Genomic DNA, 17,374 nt, shown 5'->3' on the forward strand with positions numbered 1-17,374 from the left:
GGGTGATCTTCACGTCGCGCTCGCCCCCGGGCTCACACCGTCCCCGGGTCGCTCTGGGCTGCTGACGCCGCTACTCGTCCCCATCCACGCTTTTCGCTGCGCCCAGTGTACGGCGCCGGGCGGACAGCGGCCGACCGGATTTAGGGTGACCCGAATGCCGTCGTCCGGGGACCGGCCCGCGGACGGTCCGGCCGGGGGTGTTCCGGCGGATTACCGGGCGGGGAGCTGGGCACAACGCATGCATGCTCGCCGCGCGGCGCACGACGGGCGGGCGAGTCGGGCGGCGTGCCCCGTTGCCGCGCGACCGGAGTCGATTTATCGTCCCAGCACGATTCGCGCGCAAGATCACAATATGTGAAGGGGCCGCGGCCATGGTGGCGAAGAAGAAGACGACGGCCGCGAAGCGGAGCGCCGCCGAGGAGGGTGCCGCGGCGCAGGAGCCCGCGGCGCAGGAGGCCGTGCCGAAGGCGGCGGCGGGAGAGGGCCCGGCAGGGAAGACCGGGGCGAAGAAGACCGCGGCGAAGTCCGCCGCGAAGAAGAGCACGGCCAAGAGCACGGCGAAGAAGAGCACGGCCAAGAAAGCGGGCGCGGCCGAGGCCGCGGAGCAGACGGGAGCCACGACGGTGGTTGCGAAGAAGACTCCTGGCACGGCCACGGCGGCCAAGACCGCTGTTCCCAAGGCCCGCGGCACGGCCGCGGTCCCCGGCGACCTCGCGGTACGCCCCGGCGAGGACCCCTGGACCCCGCAGGAGGTCGAGGAGGCGCGCGGCGAGCTGCAGTCCGAGGCCGACCGGCTGCGCACCGAGATCGACTCCTCCGAGCGGTCGCTGCAGGGCATGATGCGCGACTCCGGCGACGGCGCGGGCGACGACGAGGCGGACACCGGCAGCAAGAACATCACGCGCGAGCACGAACTGGCGCTGGCCGCCACCGCGCGCGAGGTGCTCAGCCAGACCGAGCGTGCCCTGGACCGTCTGGACGCGGGCACCTACGGCCTGTGCGAGAACTGCGGCAACCCGATCGGCAAGGCGCGGATGCAGGCCTTCCCGCGGGCCACCCTCTGCGTCGAGTGCAAGCAGAAGCAGGAGCGCAGGTACTGAGCCGGTACCGGTCCGCGGCCGGGAGGCGAGACGTGCCGTACCCTCGTGCTCAGTCAAGGACCTAGGCTGAGGGACTCACGTGGCAGAGGCGGAGCGCATCATCGGTACTCCGGACACCCCGGACGCGGCGGGGGACGGGCAGGAGCTGCCCGACGACGCCGGCCAGGAGCAGAAGCGGGAGCAGGCTCCGCAGCGTCCTCGGGGCAAGCGCCGGGTCGCCGTCCTGTTCGCCGTCGCCGTGTTCGCGTACCTGGTCGACCTGGTCAGCAAGATGATCGTGGTCGCCAAGCTGGAGCACCACGAGCCGATCGAGATCGTCGGTGACTGGCTCAGGTTCGCCGCGATCCGCAACGCGGGCGCGGCCTTCGGCTTCGGCGAGGCCTTCACGATCATCTTCACGGTGATCGCCGCGGCCGTGATCGTCGTGATCGCCCGCCTCGCGCGCAAACTGCGCAGCCTGCCCTGGGCGATCGCGCTGGGCCTGCTGCTCGGCGGCGCCCTCGGCAACCTCACCGACCGGATCTTCCGCGCCCCCGGCGTCTTCGAGGGCGCGGTGGTGGACTTCATCGCGCCCAAGCACTTCGCCGTCTTCAACCTCGCCGACTCGGCGATCGTCTGCGGCGGCATCCTGATCGTGATCCTCTCCTTCCGGGGCCTGGACCCGGACGGGACCGTCCACAAGGACTGACCCGGACGGGACCGTCCACAGGGACCGACCCGGCGAGGGCCGGGCACCCACGGGGACCGAGCCGACGGGAGCCCGCCGCCCACGGGGACTGAGCGCGTGTTCGGGACTGTCCGGGCCGTCCGGCATACTCGACGGGTGAGCACGATTCCCGAGATCCGCACCCTGCCCGTGCCCGACGGCCTGGAGGGCGAGCGCGTCGACGCCGCCATCTCCCGCATGTTCGGCTTCTCCCGTACCAAGGCCGCGGAGCTCGCCGCGGCGGGCAAGGTGCAGGTCGACGGGTCGGTGGTCGGCAAGTCCGAGCGCGTCCACGGCGGCGCCTGGCTCGAGGTGGAGATGCCGCAGGCGCCGACGCCCGTGCAGGTGGTCGCCGAGCCCGTCGAGGGCATGGAGATCGTGCACGACGACGAGGACGTGGTCGTCGTCGTCAAGCCGGTCGGTGTCGCCGCCCACCCCTCCCCGGGCTGGAGCGGCCCGACCGTCATCGGCGGCCTCGCCGCCGCCGGGTACCGTGTCTCCACCTCCGGCGCCGCCGAGCGCCAGGGCATCGTGCACCGCCTCGACGTCGGCACTTCCGGCCTGATGGCGGTGGCCAAGTCGGAGCGGGCGTACACCTCGCTCAAGCGCCAGTTCAAGGAGCGCACGGTCGACAAGCGCTACCACACGCTGGTCCAGGGCCACCCCGACCCGACCAGCGGCACCATCGACGCCCCCATCGGCCGCCACCCGCAGCACGACTACAAGTGGGCGGTCACCGCGGAGGGCAAGCCCTCCGTCACGCACTACGACCTCATCGAGGCCTTCCGCGCCGCCTCCCTGCTCGACGTGAAGCTGGAGACCGGCCGCACCCACCAGATCCGCGTGCACATGGCCGCCCACCGCCACCCCTGCGTCGGCGACCTGACCTACGGCGCCGACCCCACCCTGGCCAAGCGGCTGCGGCTGACCCGCCAGTGGCTGCACGCCGTGCGGCTCGGGTTCGAGCACCCCGGCACCGGCGACTGGGTCGAGTTCGCCAGCGACTACCCGGAGGACCTCCAGCAGGCCCTCGACCAGGTCCGCGAGGAGACCTACGGATGAGCGCCCCGGAATACGCGGTGCGCGTCGCCGAGGACCCCGCCGACCGGGAGGCCTGCTTCGCGGTGCGCAAGGACGTCTTCGTCGCCGAGCAGAAGGTCCCCGAGGACATCGAGTACGACGCCTACGACGCCGGCGCCGTGCACGTCCTCGCGGTCCGGGCGGACGGCGTGCCCCTCGGCACCGGCCGGCTGCTGCACGGCGCGGCCGCCGCGGCGAAGAACGGCGACGGAGACCCGGCCGTCGGTTCCCTCGGGCGCCTCGCGGTGACCGCTGCGGCCCGCGGCCTCGGCGTCGGGGCCGCGCTGGTGCGGGCCATAGAGGACGCGGCACGCGCGCGCGGACTCACCGCCGTGGACCTGCACGCGCAGACCCACGCGCTGGGATTTTACGAACGTTTGGGGTACCAGGCGTACGGGCCCGAGTTCCCCGACGCCGGGATCCCCCACCGCGCGATGCGGCGCCCCCTCTAGCAGAGGGCGCCGGAGCGGCTGGTGGGGCCGGTGGCGTGGCAGGCTTGGGCTTCGCCGGGTGAACGCCCAGACCGCAGCCCTCAGACCCCACCGGAGCGGTGACCGTGGATCAGCTGGCCCTGTTGTTCATGCTCTTGCTCGGGGCCCTGCTGAGCGTCCCGATCGGTGCCCGGCTCGGGCTGCCCGCGCCGGTGCTGATGACGCTCCTCGGGATCGTCCTGGCCCTGCTCGACTTCGTGCCCAACGTCGACATCCCGCCCGAGCTGATCCTGCCCGCGCTGCTGCCGCCGCTGCTGTACGCGGCCGTGCGGCGCACGTCCTGGCGGCAGTTCGCGGCCAACAAGCGGCCGATCTTCCTGCTGGCCGTCGCGCTGGTCTTCATCACCATGGTCTGCGTGGCCTCCGTGGCGCACGCGATCGTGCCGGGGCTGCCGCTCGCCGCGGCCTTCGCGCTGGGCGCGCTGGTGGCGCCGCCGGACCCGGTCGCCGCGACCGCCGTCGCCGGGCAACTGGGGCTGCCGCGGCGCCTGGTCTCCATCCTGGAGGGCGAGGGGCTCTTCAACGACGTGACGGCCATCGTCCTGTACCACGTGGCCATCGCCGCGGCGGTCGGCGGCTCCTTCTCGCCGTGGCGGGCCGGTTTCGACCTGGTGCTGTCCGCCGTGGTCGCCGTCGCGGTCGGCATCGCCCTGGGCTGGGGCTCCAACAAGCTGATGAGCGTGCTGGGCGACCCCACGCTGCAGATCGGCCTGACCCTGCTGGTGCCGTTCGTGAGCTACGTCGCCGCCGACGAACTGCACGGCTCGGGCGTGCTCGCCGTACTCACCACCGCCATGTTCCTCGCCGAGTACGCCTCGGACGCCGACGACGTGATGACCCGGCTCGGCGGGCACACCGTCTGGGACGTGGTCGACACCCTGGTCACCGGGGTCGCCTTCGGCCTGATCGGGCTCGAACTGCACAACGCCGTGCGCACCGCCTCCGGCCGCTGGACGGAACTGCTCGGCTGGTCGGCGGCGATCCTGGTCGTCGTCGTCCTGGTCCGGCTGCTGTACCTGCTGCCGGCCACCTGGCTGACCCAGCGGCTGCACGCCCGGCGCGACATGGACGAGGACATCCCGACCAGCTGGCGGGAGACGGTGGTCATGTGGTGGGCGGGGATGCGGGGCGTGGCCTCGGTCGCGCTGGCGCTGGCGATCCCGCTGGAGACGGACGACGGGGCGGCCTTCCCGCACCGGGAGGAGATCGTCTTCATCGCCTTCGGCGTGATCATGGGCACGCTGCTGTTGCAGGGCCTGACGCTGCCCTGGCTGGTCGGCCGGCTCGGGGTACGGGCGAACACCGAGCGGGAGCAGGACTACGAGCGGGACCTGGCGCTGCGGGCCGCCAAGGCGGCCAAACAGCGCCTCAAGGAGATCGAGTCGGTGGAGGAACTGCCGGAAGAACTCTCCGAGCAGATGCTGCGGCGCGCCTACGACATCGGCATACGCATCAGCCCGGACCTCGGGGACGAGGAACGAAGGGAGGCGCACGAGCAGCGGGCGCGGCGGATCAAACGGGTCCGGCGCATCCAGGGCGAGATGCTCAGCGCCGCCCGGCACGAGGTGCTGGCCGCCCGCAGCGAACCCGGCGCCGATCCGGAGATCGTCGACCGGGTGCTGCGCCACCTCGACGTGCGCAGCCTGCGCTGACCCGCGGGCGCGCCCCGCGTTGACGCCGTCTTCCGCCGGCCCGCGGGCGCGCCCGCGCCGTCACGCCCTCTTCGTCGGCCGGTCCGTGAAGTGGCGGGAGGCCCCGTCCGGGGAGCGGCGCGGGCCGGTGTCGGGGGAGCGGCGGGCGTGCGGGAAGCCGTCGCGGGAGGGGCGCGGCGCCGCGCCCGCCGTGTTGACCCGCGGCAGGGCGTACGGATGCTCGTCGGCCAGCCAGCGGATCATCCCCTCGCGGACCGCGACCCGCACCGTCCAGATGTCGTCCGCGTCCTTCGCCGTCACCAGGGCCCGCACCTCCATGGTGGTCGGGGTGGTGTCCGTGACGGTCAGGTTGTAGCTGCGCCCGTCCCAGGCCGGGCACTCGCGCAGCAGGTCCCGCAGCCGCTCCCGCATCTGTGCCAGCGGCGCCGCGTGGTCGAGGTGCCAGAAGACCGTCCCGGTCATCTGCGGGGTGCCGCGGGACCAGTTCTCGAACGGCTTCGAGGTGAAGTACGACACCGGCATCGTGATCCGGCGCTCGTCCCAGGTGCGCACGGACAGGTAGGTCAGCGTGATCTCCTCGACGGTGCCCCACTCGCCGTCCACCACGACCGTGTCGCCCATGCGCACCATGTCGCCGAAGGCGATCTGGAACCCGGCGAACAGGTTGCCCAGCGTGGACTGGGCCGCCACACCGGCGACGATGCCGATGATGCCGGCCGAGGCCAGCAGCGAGGCGCCCGCGGCACGCATCGCCGGGAACGTCAGCAGCATCGACGACACCGCGACGACACCGACGATGGCGGTGACCACCCGCATGATCAGCGACACCTGGGTCCGCACCCGGCGCACCCGCGCCGGATCCCGCTCGGCGTGCGCGTGGGCGTAACGGGAGTAGGACGTCTCGACGACCGCGGCGGCGATCCGGACCACCAGCCAGGCCGCCGAGCCGATCAGCAGCAGCGTGAGCGTCCGGCCGACGGCGGTCCGGTGCTCGGGGAACACCTCGGCTTCGACGTACGACCCTCTCAGCAGAGCCGAGCAGAGCACGATCTGGTACGGGACGCGGGCACGGCGCAGCAGACCCCACAGGGGGGTCTCGGGGTGCCGTCCGTCGGCCTTGCGCAGCAGCAGGTCGGTGGCCCAGCCGATGACCAGGGTCAGCAGGACGGAGCCGCCGACCACGATCAACGGGCGGAGTATCGTGTCCATCCCTCGAACGTAACCGGCCGCGCGGCCCCGTGAACCTGTGACTTACGTCCCGCGCGGGGCATCACCGCGCACGGAGGTGTCGCACCCGGCTGGCACCATGGCCTCATGAACATCGTGCTCTTTCACTCGACCCTCGGCCCGAGGCCCGCGGTGCGGCAGGCCGCCGACCGGCTGCGCGACGCCGGGCACCAGGTGTGGACCCCGGACCTCTTCGAGGGCCGTACCTTCGACTCGGTCGAGGAGGGCATGGCCCACCAGGACGGGATCGGCCGGGAGGAGCTGCTGAAGCGGGCCGTGCTGGCCGCCGCGCCGTACTCCGAGCGGGGGCTGGTGTACGCCGGGTTCTCGCTCGGCGCCTCCATCGCCCAGACCCTCGCTCTCGGCGACCACCGGGCCAAGGGGCTGCTGCTCCTGCACGGCACCTCGGACCTCGCGCCCAACGCCTCGGTCGACGAGCTGCCGGTCCAGCTGCACGTGGCCGAGCCGGACCCCTTCGAGACCGACGACTGGCTGAGCGCCTGGTACCTCCAGATGGGGCGCATCGGCGCCGACGTCGAGGTGCACCGGTACGCCGGGGCCGGTCACCTCTACACCGACCCGGAGCTGCCCGACTACGACGCGGAGGCCGCCGAGGCCACCTGGCGGGTGGCGCTCGGCTTCCTCGACTCCCTCCAGGAGGCTCAGACCGGGTCGTAGACGCGCTCGACCCGCTGGGTGCCGCTGCGCGTGCGGTAGGAGCGGGCCCACGCGGAGCCGGCGGCCGCGTCGGTGCGGTCGGAGACGACGTAGTAGTCCATCTGCGCCCGGTCCGCGGTGACGTCCAGCACGCCGTAGCCGTGCCGGTCGGTGTCGACCCAGTGCACGTGCCGGTTCGCGGCCCGGATCACCGGCGCCGCGATCGCCGAGACGGTGCCCTCGGGGACCTTCACGATGTCGTCGAGGTTGTCGGAGGTCACCGACGTGACGACGAACTCGGTGGCCGCCGAGGCGGACAGCGGGTACGTCCCGGCGTTGTGCGGCACGTCGTTGGCCCAGGCCATGTGGATGTCGCCGGTCAGGAACACCGTGTTGCGGATCGCGTGCGCGCGCAGGTGGGCCAGCAGCTCGCGGCGGTCGTCGGTGTAGCCGTCCCACTGGTCGGTGTTGAGGGCGAGGCCGCCCTTCGGCAGCCCGAGCAGCTCGGCGAGCGGCCCGAGCAGCGAGGCGGGCAGCGCGCCGATCGCGAACGGCGAGATCATCACCGGGTTGCCGACCAGCCGCCAGACGGCGTCCGAGGACGTGAGCTGCGACTTGAGCCAGTCCAGCTGGGCGCGGCCGGTGAGGGTGCGGTCCGGGTCGTCGACCTCGCCGTTGCCGAGCTTCACCTGCTGCGACCGGAAGGAGCGCAGGTCGAGCAGCGACAGGTCGACGAGCCTGCCGAAGCGCAGCCGCCGGTAGGTGGTGCCGGCGATCGCCGGGCGCACCGGCATCCACTCGAAGTAGGCCCGCTTGGCGGCGCTCTGGCGTTCCGCCCAGGTCCCCTCGGCGCCCTCGGTGTGGTTCTCGGCGCCGCCCGACCAGGTGTCGTTGGCGATCTCGTGGTCGTCCCAGATCGCCACCACCGGAGCCGTGGCGTGCAGGGCCTGGAGGTCGGGGTCGGTCTTGTAACGGCCGTGCCGGACGCGGTAGTCCGCGAGGGTGAGGATCTCGTGGGCCGGGGCGTGCGGGCGCACGACGGTGTCGCGGTTGGCGTACTCGCCGGTGCCGTACTCGTAGATGTAGTCGCCCAGGTGCAGCCAGGCGTCCAGGTCGCCGCGGGCCGCGAGGTGACGGTACGAGGAGAAGTACCCGGCCTCCCAGTTGGCGCAGGAGACCACCCCGAAGCGCAGGCTCGTCACGGCGGCGTCGTGCGCGGGCGCGGTACGGGTGCGGGCGACGGGGGAGTCGGTGGGGCCCGCGGAGAAGCGGAACCAGTAGTCCGTGGCGGGCGCGAGGCCGCGGACGTCGGCCTTCACGGTGTGGTCGGAGCCGGCGGTCGCGGTGACGGACCCCTTGGCGACGACGTTCGTGAGGGCCTTGTCGGTGGCGACGACCCAGCTCACCTCGGTGTCCGGGCCGGTCCCGGAGCCGGGTATGGCCTCGGGCGTCGGAGTCACCCGGGTCCACAGCAGGACACCGTCGGGCAGGGGGTCGCCGGATGCGACGCCGTGCAGGAAGGCGGGGGCCGCGTCGGCGGCGCCGGCGGGCAGGGCCGCGGCGAGCGGGGCGGCCAGGACGGCACCGGCCGCCGCGGCCTTGACGACCGTACGGCGGCTCGGGGTGCGGGAGTTCCGGGAACCCGCGGTGCTCTCGGTGCGCTTGACGCGCTCGGTGTTCTCGTGGTCTGCGGACGCTCTGTGTCGACTGGTCACGGCCGATCAGGTTACTGATCGGTATGCGCCCGAGTGGGCGAACTCGCAAAAGTTCGCCCACTCGTCAGACGACGATCACCGCGACCGGCGCGGTCACCGGGTCACTTGGTGACGCCCGCGTCCTTCAGCGCCTTCTGCCACGCGTCCGGCGTGCTGGGCGTGTCGATCACCTTGTCGTTGACCTTGATGGTCGGGGTCGACTCGACACCCTCGGCCTTGTCGAAGGACTTGCTCATCCGCATCGCCCAGGCGTCGTAGGTGCCCTTCTCCACGGCGTCCTGGAACTTCTTGTTGCCCTTCAGCGCGTCCACCGTGTCCGCCACCTTGATCAGGTAGTCGTCCTTGGCGAACTCGTCGGTCGTCTCCTCCGGGTGGTACTCGGTGGAGTAGAGCGCGGTCTTGTAGGAGACGAACGCCTCGGGGCTGACGTTCAGCGCGGCGCCCAGCGCGCTCAGCGCGTTCTTCGAGCCCTCGCCGCCCAGGTTGCCGTCGAGGAAGGTGCCGATGGTGAACGAGAGCTTGTAGTCGCCGTCCGTCATGCCCTTGTTGACGGTCTCGCCGATGCTCTGCTCCATGGCCGCACAGCCCGGGCAGCGCGGGTCCTCGTAGAGGTGCACGACGTTGTCGGAGGCGGACTTGCCCATGACGACCGTGGTGCCGTCCTTGCCCGAGGTGTTGGCCGGGGCCACCACCTTCGCCTCGGCGGCCTTGTCCCAGCCGCTGGGCTTGTTGTTCTGCACGACGGCGTAGCTGATGCCGCCGGCTATCGCCAGCACGCCGACGATGGAGGCGGCCACGATGACCTGCCGCTTGACCTTGTCGCGCTTGGCCTGGCGCTCGCGCTCCTCGCGCAGGCGCTCACGGGCCGCCGTCTTCGCCGCCTGGCTGTTCCGCTTGCTCATGATGGTGATCTCTCCGGGGACGCGCACACGGGGGTGTGCGGAAGTGCGTACGGGGGGACTGCGGTGCTCGGTGGTGCTCCTGCCACCCGGGCCGTGCCGGGTCAGACGAGAGCGGTCACCGGGCGCGGCGGCCCGCGCCGTCCCAGGGAGTGCGTGAGGATCCGCTCGCGGGCACCGCCGGTACGGCGGGCCGGGGGCGCCGGGCGGCACACCGCCGGTGCCCGGCGCACGCCCACGGCCGCGACGGCGAGCAGCAGCGGCCGGAAGGTGGTCGCGGCCACCGCGCCGAGCAGCTGGGCCAGCGCCCGTTCACCGCGCCGCAGCCAGGCCGCCGCGAGCAGCCCGACGCCGACGTGCGCGGCAAGGAGCAGCCAGGCGGTGCCAGGGTCGGCCTGGGCCAGCACCGACGCCATCCGGTCGGTCTCGGCCCCGGTGACCCGGGTCAGCGGGGCGGTCACCCCGGCGTGGATGCCGGTCCCGTCGCCGCACAGCACGTCGAAGCCGACCGAGCGCAGCGGGCCCGCGACCGGGCCGCCCGCCCGGCCGTAGCAGACGTGCTGGCCGGTGGTGAAGACCGTGTCGGCGGCCAGCTCCAGCGGGATCAGCAGCGCGGCGATCCGCCCGAAGCCGCGCTCGCGCCGCCCGGCCAGGGCGTACGCGATCAGGAACACGGCGGCGGCGACCGCCGCGACCGTGGGCAGCGGCAGCGGAACCCCGGACAGCAGCACGTGCGACGCGGTGCTGAGGGTCACGGCGAGTGCCGTGAACAGCGCCGCGCGCACGGCTCTGAGCGGGGTTCCGGATATGTCCATAGCAGTAGAAGAGTGTGTCACGGGGGCCGGTAAGGGACCCCTAAAGGGTTCCTGTGAGAGTACCGACGGGCGGCGGCCGGCTACAGGCCCGGGATCCGGCCGTTGCGGAAGAGGTCGACGAAGGTCTGGTGGTCACCGCGCGCGCGTGCGCCGTAGCGGTGCGCGAAGTCGACCAGCAGGGGCGCGAAGCCCTCCTCGTCGGCCGCGATGGCCGCGTCGATGGCCCGCTCGGTGGAGAAGGGCACCAGGGACTCCCCGGACTGGTCGTCGGCCGCCGCGTGCATGGTCGCGGTGGCCCGGCCCAGGTCGGCGACGACCTCGGCGATCTCCTCCGGGTCGTCGATGTCGCCCCAGTCCAGGTCGACGGCGTACGGCGAGACCTCGGCGACCAGCTGGCCGGCGCCGTCCAGCTCGGTCCAGCCCAGCCACGGGTCGGCGTGCGCCTGGAGGGCGCGCTGGGAGATCACCGTGCGGTGGCCCTCGTGCTGGAAGTAGTCCCGGATCGCCTGGTCGGTGATGTGCCGGGAGACGGCCGGGGTCTGGGCCTGCTTGATGTAGATCACGACGTCGTTCTCCAGGGCGTCGCTGTTGCCCTCCAGCAGGATGTTGTACGAGGGCAGGCCGGCCGAGCCGATGCCGATGCCCCGGCGGCCGACCACGTCCTTCACCCGGTAGGAGTCCGGCCGGGCCAGGGAGGACTCGGGGAGCGTCTCCAGGTAGCCGTCGAAGGCCGCGAGCACCTTGTAGCGGGTGGCGGCGTCCAGCTCGACGGCGCCGCCGCCCGGGGCGAAGCGGCGCTCGAAGTCGCGGATCTCGGTCATCGAGTCCAGCAGCCCGAAGCGGGTCAGCGAGCGGGCCGTCCGCAGCGCGCCGAGGAGCGGCCCCTCCGCGGTGTCCAGCGAGAAGGGCGGCACCTCGTCGCTCTTGGCGCCGGTGGCCAGGGCGCGGATCCGCTCGCGGTACGCCTGCGCGTACACCCGCACCAGCTCGGTGATCTGCTCGTCGCTGAGGGCCTTCGCGTACCCGATCAGCGCGACGGAGGCGGCGAAGCGCTTCAGGTCCCAGGTGAAGGGGCCGACGTAGGCCTCGTCGAAGTCGTTGACGTTGAAGATCAGCCGGCCGGTGGAGTCCATGTACGTGCCGAAGTTCTCCGCGTGGAGGTCGCCGTGGATCCACACCCGGGAGGTCCGCTCGTCCAGGTAGGCGCCGCCCGGCTGGTCGCCGAACTCCGGGTCCTCGGTCAAATCGCGGTAAAAGAGGCCGGCGGTGCCGCGGTAGAACGCGAAGGCGGACGCCGCCATCTTCCGGAACTTCACCCGGAACGCCGCGGGGTCCGCGGCCAGCAGCCGTCCGAAGGCGGTGTCGAAGACGGCGAGGATCTCCTCGCCGCGGTGCTCGGCGTCGAGCTGCGGGACCGACATGCCTGGTGCCTCCTGGTGCGGGGTGGTGCCTCACGAACGGAGCGGATCTCCACTCGGGCCAACGTTCGAAGGGGGGCGGGAGTGCCCGCCCCAGAAGGTACGCGTGGAGAGCGTCGGAGTGTCAGTGGTGAGGCATAGACTTCGACGCTGACCCCCCGGATCGACCGCAGCCAGTCGTCCCCAGTTTTCCCAGGAGGCCGCACGTGTCCAAGCCGCCGTTCACGCACCTGCACGTCCACACCCAGTACTCGCTGCTGGACGGTGCCGCGCGGCTCAAGGACATGTTCGACGCGTGCAACGAGATGGGCATGACGCACATCGCCATGTCCGACCACGGCAACCTGCACGGGGCGTACGACTTCTTCCACTCGGCGCAGAAGGCCGGGGTCACCCCGATCATCGGGATCGAGGCGTACGTGGCGCCCGAGTCGCGGCGCAACAAGCGCAAGATCCAGTGGGGCCAGCCGCACCAGAAGCGGGACGACGTCTCCGGTTCGGGCGGTTACACCCACAAGACCATGTGGGCGACCAACCGGACGGGCCTGCACAACCTCTTCAAGCTCTCCTCCGACGCGTACGCCGAGGGCTGGCTGCAGAAGTGGCCCCGGATGGACAAGGAGACCATCAGCCAGTGGTCCGAGGGGATCGTCGCCTCCACCGGCTGCCCCTCCGGCGAGGTCCAGACCCGGCTGCGCCTCGGCCACTTCGACGAGGCCCTGAAGGCCGCCGCCGACTACCAGGACATCTTCGGCAAGGACCGTTACTTCCTGGAGCTGATGGACCACGGCATCGAGATCGAGCACCGGGTCCGCGACGGACTCCTCGAGATCGGGAAGAAGCTCGGCATCCCGCCGCTGGTGACCAACGACTCGCACTACACGTACGCGCACGAGGCGACCGCCCACGACGCGCTGCTGTGCATCCAGACCGGCAAGAACCTCTCCGACCCGGACCGCTTCCGCTTCGACGGCACCGGCTACTACCTCAAGTCCACGGACGAGATGTACGCCGTCGACTCCTCGGACGCCTGGCAGGAGGGCTGCGCCAACACGCGCCTGGTCGCCGAGATGATCGACACCACCGGCATGTTCGAGAAGCGCGACCTGATGCCGAAGTTCGACATCCCGGACGGCTTCACCGAGGTCACCTGGTTCCAGGAGGAGGTCCGCCGCGGCATGGAGCGCCGCTTCGCGGGCCAGGTCCCCGAGGACCGCCAGAAGCAGGCCGAGTACGAGATGGACGTCATCATCCAGATGGGGTTCCCGGGCTACTTCCTCGTGGTCGCCGACTTCATCATGTGGGCCAAGAAGCAGGGCATCGCGGTCGGCCCCGGCCGCGGCTCCGCGGCCGGTTCGATCGTGGCGTACGCGATGGGCATCACCGACCTCGACCCCATCCCGCACGGTCTGATCTTCGAGCGGTTCCTCAACCCCGAGCGCGTCTCCATGCCCGACGTCGACATCGACTTCGACGAGCGCAGGCGCGTCGAGGTGATCAGGTACGTGACCGAGAAGTACGGCGCCGACAAGGTCGCCATGATCGGCACCTACGGCAAGATCAAGGCGAAGAACGCCATCAAGGACTCCGCGCGCGTCCTCGGCTACCCGTACGCGATGGGCGACCGGCTCACCAAGGCCATGCCCGCCGACGTCCTCGGCAAGGGCATCGACCTCAACGGCATCACCGACCCGACGCACCCGCGCTACAGCGAGGCCGGCGAGATCCGCTCGATGTACGAGAACGAGCCGGACGTGAAGAAGGTCATCGACACCGCCAAGGGCGTCGAGGGCCTGGTCCGGCAGATGGGCGTGCACGCGGCCGGCGTGATCATGTCCAGCGAACCCATCGTCGACCACGCCCCGATCTGGGTGCGGCACACCGACGGCGTCACCATCACGCAGTGGGACTACCCGCAGTGCGAGTCGCTCGGCCTGCTGAAGATGGACTTCCTCGGCCTGCGCAACCTGACGATCATGGACGACGCCGTCAAGATGGTGAAGTCCAACAAGGGCATCGAACTCGACCTGCTGTCGCTGCCGCTGGACGACCCCAAGACCTTCGAACTGCTCCAGCGCGGTGACACGCTCGGCGTCTTCCAGTTCGACGGCGGCCCCATGCGCTCCCTGCTGCGGCTGATGAAGCCCGACAACTTCGAGGACATCTCCGCCGTCTCCGCGCTCTACCGTCCGGGCCCCATGGGCATGGACTCGCACACCAACTACGCGCTGCGCAAGAACGGCCTCCAGGAGATCACGCCGATCCACAAGGAGCTGGAGGAGCCCCTCCAGGAGGTCCTCGCGGTCACCTACGGCCTGATCGTCTACCAGGAGCAGGTGCAGAAGGCCGCCCAGATCATCGCGGGCTACTCGCTCGGCGAGGCCGACATCCTGCGCCGCGTGATGGGCAAGAAGAAGCCCGACGAGCTGGCGAAGAACTTCGTGCTCTTCCAGGCCGGAGCCAGGAAGAACGGCTACAGCGACGAGGCCATCCAGGCGCTGTGGGACGTGCTGGTCCCGTTCGCCGGCTACGCCTTCAACAAGGCGCACTCGGCCGCGTACGGCCTGGTCTCGTACTGGACCGGCTACCTCAAGGCGAACTACCCGGCCGAGTACATGGCCGCCCTGCTCACCTCGGTCAAGGACGACAAGGACAAGTCGGCCGTCTACCTGAACGAGTGCCGGCGCATGGGCATCAAGGTGCTGCCGCCCAACGTCAACGAGTCCATGTCGAACTTCGCCGCGCAGGGCGACGACGTGATCCTCTTCGGCCTGTCCGCCGTGCGCAACGTCGGCACCAACGTCGTCGAGTCGATCATCAAGTGCCGCAAGGCCAAGGGGAAGTACGCGTCCTTCCCCGACTACCTGGACAAGGTCGAGGCGGTCGTCTGCAACAAGCGGACGACGGAGTCCCTGATCAAGGCCGGCGCCTTCGACGAGATGGGGCACACCCGCAAGGGCCTCACCGCGCAGTACGAACCGATGATCGACAACGTGGTGGCGGTCAAGCGCAAGGAGGCCGAGGGCCAGTTCGACCTCTTCGGCGGCATGGGCGACGAGCAGAGCGACGAGCCCGGCTTCGGCCTCGACGTCGTCTTCGGCGAGGACGAGTGGGACAAGACCTACCTGCTCGCCCAGGAGCGCGAGATGCTCGGCCTCTACGTCTCCGATCACCCGCTCTTCGGCCTGGAGCACGTACTGTCCGACAAGGCCGACGCGGGCATCTCCCAGCTCACCGGCGGCGACTTCGGCGACGGCGCGGTCGTCACCATCGGCGGCATCATCTCGGGCCTGCAGCGCAAGATGACCAAGCAGGGCAACGCCTGGGCCATCGCCACCGTCGAGGACCTGGCCGGCTCGCTGGAGTGCATGTTCTTCCCCGCCACCTACCAGCTGGTCTCCACGCAACTCGTCGAGGATGCCGTGGTGTTCGTCAAGGGCCGTCTCGACAAGCGGGAGGACGTGCCCCGGCTGGTCGCGATGGAGCTGATGATCCCCGACCTGTCCAACGCGGGCGCCAACGCCCCCGTCGTCCTCACCATCCCGGCCACCCGCGTCACCCCGCCGATGGTCAGCAGGCTCGGCGAGATCCTCACCCACCACCGGGGCGACAGCGAGGTGCGGATCAAGCTCCAGGGGCCGACCAGGACGACGGTGCTGCGGCTGGACCGGCACCGGGTGAAGCCCGATCCGGCGCTCTTCGGCGACCTGAAGGTGCTGCTCGGACCGTCCTGCCTGGCAGGCTGAGCCGGCTTCGCGGGCCCGGCGGGCCGGCGGCGCCGTGACACGCGGGACACGCGGGCGAGGGGCGCCCCCGGCTGCCGGGTGCGCCCCTCGTCGTACGGAGGGCCGCGACGGCCCGTACCGCGGATGTCAGTTGTGGCCGAAGCGCTTCTGGCGCTTGCGGGAGGCCGCGTCGCCGGGCGTCGTCAGCTGCGGGGTGTGGTGCTCCTCGCGGTCCAGCACCGCCGCGTCGGCGGCCTGCGGGGAGCGCTCGGACTGGGGCTGCTTACGATCACGGTTGTTCTTGTTCTTGGCCATGGTGATCTACCTCCTGAGGGGGATCTAGGGGCCAGGACCTCCTTCAGATTCACATAGCCCAACAAAGAACGCATATCGGGCAATTACCGTCCGTGACGCGGTCCGTGGGAACTCCCGGGGAACTGCCGGGGCAGTCACGGAGAAGTCCGGAAGGGGTACGGGGGAGGTGCGGAGCGCCGAAACGCCACGCCGAAGATCGAGTTCGGGCCGTTAACCTCCGCGTGGTCGGGCAGACTCGAAGGAAGCCCGAAGCAAACCTCCCGGAAAGAGGGTGGACCGCGTGGACCGCTGCATCGTCCTGGTGGACGCCGGGTATCTGCTGGGGGCCGCCGCGAGTCTCCTGGCGGGAGAGCCCTCGCGCTCACGCATCACCGTCGACCACGCCGCCCTCATCCAGGGGTTGCGCGACCGCGCCGAGTCCGACACGCAGCAGCCCCTGCTGCGCATCTACTGGTTCGACGGCGCCCCCGACCGCGTCCCGCAGCCCGAGCACCGGCGACTGCGCGTGATGCCCCGGGTCACCGTCCGGCTCGGCGCCCTCACCCGCAGCGACGGCCGCTGGGCGCAGAAGGGCGTGGACGCCGCCATGCACGCCGAGCTGACCGAGCTGGCCCGCAACCGTGCCTGCTCCGACGTCGTCCTGGTGACCGGCGACGGTGATCTGCTGCCCGGCATGATGGCCGCCAAGGAACACGGCGTCGCCGTCCACCTGTGGGCCGTGCAGGCCGCCGACGGGGACTACAACCAGTCCGAGGACCTGGTCGCCGAGGCCGACGAACGCCGCGTCCTGGACCGTACGTGGATCACCAAGGCCGTACGCGCCAAGGAGTTCGGCGGCATCTGCGCGCCGCCGCCCGTGCCCCGCCCCGAGATCGCCGCGATCCTCTCCGCGCCGCTGCCCGAGTCCGCCCTGTCCGCCGCCCAGCGGCCCGCCGAGGCGCCCGAGCACCCCACCACGGCCGCCGCGGGCCAGAGCGGCACCGACGAGCGGGTGCCGCCCGCCAAGGGCGTCCCGACCCCCAAGGACCTCGCCGCCCTGCGCGCCCCCGGCGCCCACCCCGCCCCGCAGCCGGCCAACGCCACCCTGCGCTGGTCCTCCGACAAGGGCTGGGTCGACCGGCCCGCCGCCGAGTCCCCCGAGGGCGCCTCGCTGCCGACGCTGGCCCAGCTCACCACGGCCGAGCAGCGCTGGGCCGACCGCGAGGAGGACATCACCACGGTCGGCGGCGACCCGTACGAGGTCGGACAGGTCTTCGCCCGGCGCTGGCTCGAACGCCTCGGCGACCACGGCCACCTGGCGAAACTGTCCGGGATGTACCCGCGCATCCCGCACCGCGTCGACGGGGAGCTGCTGCGCTACGCGGCCCGTTTCGGGCTGCTCGCGCACAAGGACGACCAGATCGACGAGCACGACCGGTACGCGATCCGCGCCGGGTTCTGGCGGGAGCTCGACGTACGGACGGCGACCGAACGCACACCCGCAGCGGAGTGAGACGCCCGCCGGACGCCCCGTGCGCCCGGTTGAATCGACACTTATGGGCGGACCCGGGAGCCGGGCGGGGGGACCGACCCCG

General features: G+C 71.4%; 14 protein-coding genes. 8 read left to right on the forward strand and 6 right to left on the reverse strand.

The features are described 5' to 3' along the window. The first annotated feature begins 371 nt into the window (after positions 1 to 371). The 5 genes from ACIBCJ_RS16490 (at position 372) to ACIBCJ_RS16510 (ending at position 5,029) form a co-directional block, all read left to right on the forward strand. Positions 372 to 1,100: a TraR/DksA family transcriptional regulator gene (locus ACIBCJ_RS16490; protein WP_365980175.1), complete on the forward strand. Its 729-nt coding sequence runs from the start codon at positions 372 to 374 to the stop codon at positions 1,098 to 1,100. Between the two features lie 79 nt (positions 1,101 to 1,179). Further along, a complete protein-coding gene (lspA, locus tag ACIBCJ_RS16495) occupies positions 1,180 to 1,788 on the forward strand; it encodes a signal peptidase II (protein WP_362102153.1) in 609 nt (202 codons plus the stop codon). Positions 1,789 to 1,923: 135 nt separating this feature from the next. Continuing rightward, the gene (locus tag ACIBCJ_RS16500) at positions 1,924 to 2,868 is read left to right on the forward strand and encodes an RluA family pseudouridine synthase (protein WP_365980176.1); all 945 of its coding nucleotides are present in this window, start codon (positions 1,924 to 1,926) and stop codon (positions 2,866 to 2,868) included. Continuing rightward, the gene (locus tag ACIBCJ_RS16505; RefSeq protein WP_365980177.1) at positions 2,865 to 3,338 is read left to right on the forward strand and encodes a GNAT family N-acetyltransferase; all 474 of its coding nucleotides are present in this window, start codon (positions 2,865 to 2,867) and stop codon (positions 3,336 to 3,338) included. Before ACIBCJ_RS16500 ends, ACIBCJ_RS16505 begins: the two co-directional genes overlap by 4 nt. A 104-nt stretch (positions 3,339 to 3,442) precedes the next feature. Further along, the gene (locus ACIBCJ_RS16510) at positions 3,443 to 5,029 is read left to right on the forward strand and encodes a Na+/H+ antiporter (RefSeq protein ID WP_362102162.1); all 1,587 of its coding nucleotides are present in this window, start codon (positions 3,443 to 3,445) and stop codon (positions 5,027 to 5,029) included. 60 nt (positions 5,030 to 5,089) lie between these two features. Here ACIBCJ_RS16510 and ACIBCJ_RS16515 read toward each other — a convergent pair whose 3' ends face one another. Further along, positions 5,090 to 6,238, reverse strand: a complete 1,149-nt coding sequence (locus ACIBCJ_RS16515) for a mechanosensitive ion channel domain-containing protein (RefSeq protein ID WP_362102164.1) — start codon at positions 6,236 to 6,238, stop codon at positions 5,090 to 5,092. 105 nt (positions 6,239 to 6,343) lie between these two features. On the opposite strand from ACIBCJ_RS16515, the gene ACIBCJ_RS16520 reads away from it, so the two are divergent. Beyond that, complete coding sequence (locus tag ACIBCJ_RS16520) at positions 6,344 to 6,934, forward strand: dienelactone hydrolase family protein (RefSeq protein WP_362102167.1); 591 nt, start codon at positions 6,344 to 6,346, stop codon at positions 6,932 to 6,934. On the opposite strand, the gene ACIBCJ_RS16525 is transcribed toward ACIBCJ_RS16520, so the two are convergent. From ACIBCJ_RS16525 to ACIBCJ_RS16540, 4 genes are all read right to left on the reverse strand, one after another. Next, complete coding sequence (locus ACIBCJ_RS16525; protein WP_365980303.1) at positions 6,919 to 8,490, reverse strand: alkaline phosphatase D family protein; 1,572 nt, start codon at positions 8,488 to 8,490, stop codon at positions 6,919 to 6,921. The genes ACIBCJ_RS16520 and ACIBCJ_RS16525 overlap by 16 nt on opposite strands. A gap of 239 nt (positions 8,491 to 8,729) precedes the next feature. Next, positions 8,730 to 9,530, reverse strand: a complete 801-nt coding sequence (locus ACIBCJ_RS16530; protein WP_362102170.1) for a DsbA family protein — start codon at positions 9,528 to 9,530, stop codon at positions 8,730 to 8,732. Positions 9,531 to 9,631: 101 nt separating this feature from the next. Beyond that, complete coding sequence (locus tag ACIBCJ_RS16535; protein WP_365980178.1) at positions 9,632 to 10,342, reverse strand: hypothetical protein; 711 nt, start codon at positions 10,340 to 10,342, stop codon at positions 9,632 to 9,634. Positions 10,343 to 10,422: 80 nt separating this feature from the next. Beyond that, positions 10,423 to 11,763, reverse strand: coding sequence for a DUF2252 domain-containing protein (locus tag ACIBCJ_RS16540; RefSeq protein ID WP_362102176.1), 1,341 nt, complete (start codon positions 11,761 to 11,763; stop codon positions 10,423 to 10,425). Positions 11,764 to 11,966: 203 nt separating this feature from the next. Here ACIBCJ_RS16540 and dnaE point away from each other — a divergent pair, with 203 nt between their 5' ends. After that, positions 11,967 to 15,506 carry a DNA polymerase III subunit alpha gene (gene dnaE / locus ACIBCJ_RS16545; RefSeq protein WP_362102178.1) on the forward strand — a complete coding sequence of 1,180 codons (3,540 nt, stop codon included), beginning with the start codon at positions 11,967 to 11,969 and terminating at the stop codon, positions 15,504 to 15,506. Between the two features lie 126 nt (positions 15,507 to 15,632). Here dnaE and ACIBCJ_RS16550 read toward each other — a convergent pair whose 3' ends face one another. Continuing rightward, positions 15,633 to 15,800, reverse strand: a complete 168-nt coding sequence (locus ACIBCJ_RS16550; RefSeq protein WP_362102181.1) for a hypothetical protein — start codon at positions 15,798 to 15,800, stop codon at positions 15,633 to 15,635. A 280-nt stretch (positions 15,801 to 16,080) separates the two neighbouring features. Between ACIBCJ_RS16550 and ACIBCJ_RS16555 the strand changes: the two genes are divergently transcribed. Continuing rightward, the gene (locus ACIBCJ_RS16555; protein WP_362513287.1) at positions 16,081 to 17,292 is read left to right on the forward strand and encodes an NYN domain-containing protein; all 1,212 of its coding nucleotides are present in this window, start codon (positions 16,081 to 16,083) and stop codon (positions 17,290 to 17,292) included. The last annotated feature ends 82 nt before the right edge of the window (positions 17,293 to 17,374 follow it).

Origin of the sequence: Streptomyces sp. NPDC051136 (assembly GCF_044455745.1) — a bacterium.
In the GTDB taxonomy this organism is placed as follows: Bacteria; Actinomycetota; Actinomycetes; order Streptomycetales; family Streptomycetaceae; genus Streptomyces.

Bases quoted from the DNA above. Each gene is read 5' to 3' on its own strand.
- ACIBCJ_RS16490 (WP_365980175.1), top strand. From the start codon at position 372: ATGGTGGCGAAGAAGAAGACGACGGCCGCGAAGCGGAGCGCCGCCGAG.
- ACIBCJ_RS16505 (WP_365980177.1), top strand. From the start codon at position 2,865: ATGAGCGCCCCGGAATACGCGGTGCGCGTCGCCGAGGACCCCGCCGAC.
- ACIBCJ_RS16515 (WP_362102164.1), bottom strand. From the start codon at position 6,238: ATGGACACGATACTCCGCCCGTTGATCGTGGTCGGCGGCTCCGTCCTG.
- ACIBCJ_RS16520 (WP_362102167.1), top strand. From the start codon at position 6,344: ATGAACATCGTGCTCTTTCACTCGACCCTCGGCCCGAGGCCCGCGGTG.
- ACIBCJ_RS16530 (WP_362102170.1), bottom strand. From the start codon at position 9,530: ATGAGCAAGCGGAACAGCCAGGCGGCGAAGACGGCGGCCCGTGAGCGC.
- ACIBCJ_RS16535 (WP_365980178.1), bottom strand. From the start codon at position 10,342: ATGGACATATCCGGAACCCCGCTCAGAGCCGTGCGCGCGGCGCTGTTC.
- ACIBCJ_RS16540 (WP_362102176.1), bottom strand. From the start codon at position 11,763: ATGTCGGTCCCGCAGCTCGACGCCGAGCACCGCGGCGAGGAGATCCTC.
- ACIBCJ_RS16550 (WP_362102181.1), bottom strand. From the start codon at position 15,800: ATGGCCAAGAACAAGAACAACCGTGATCGTAAGCAGCCCCAGTCCGAG.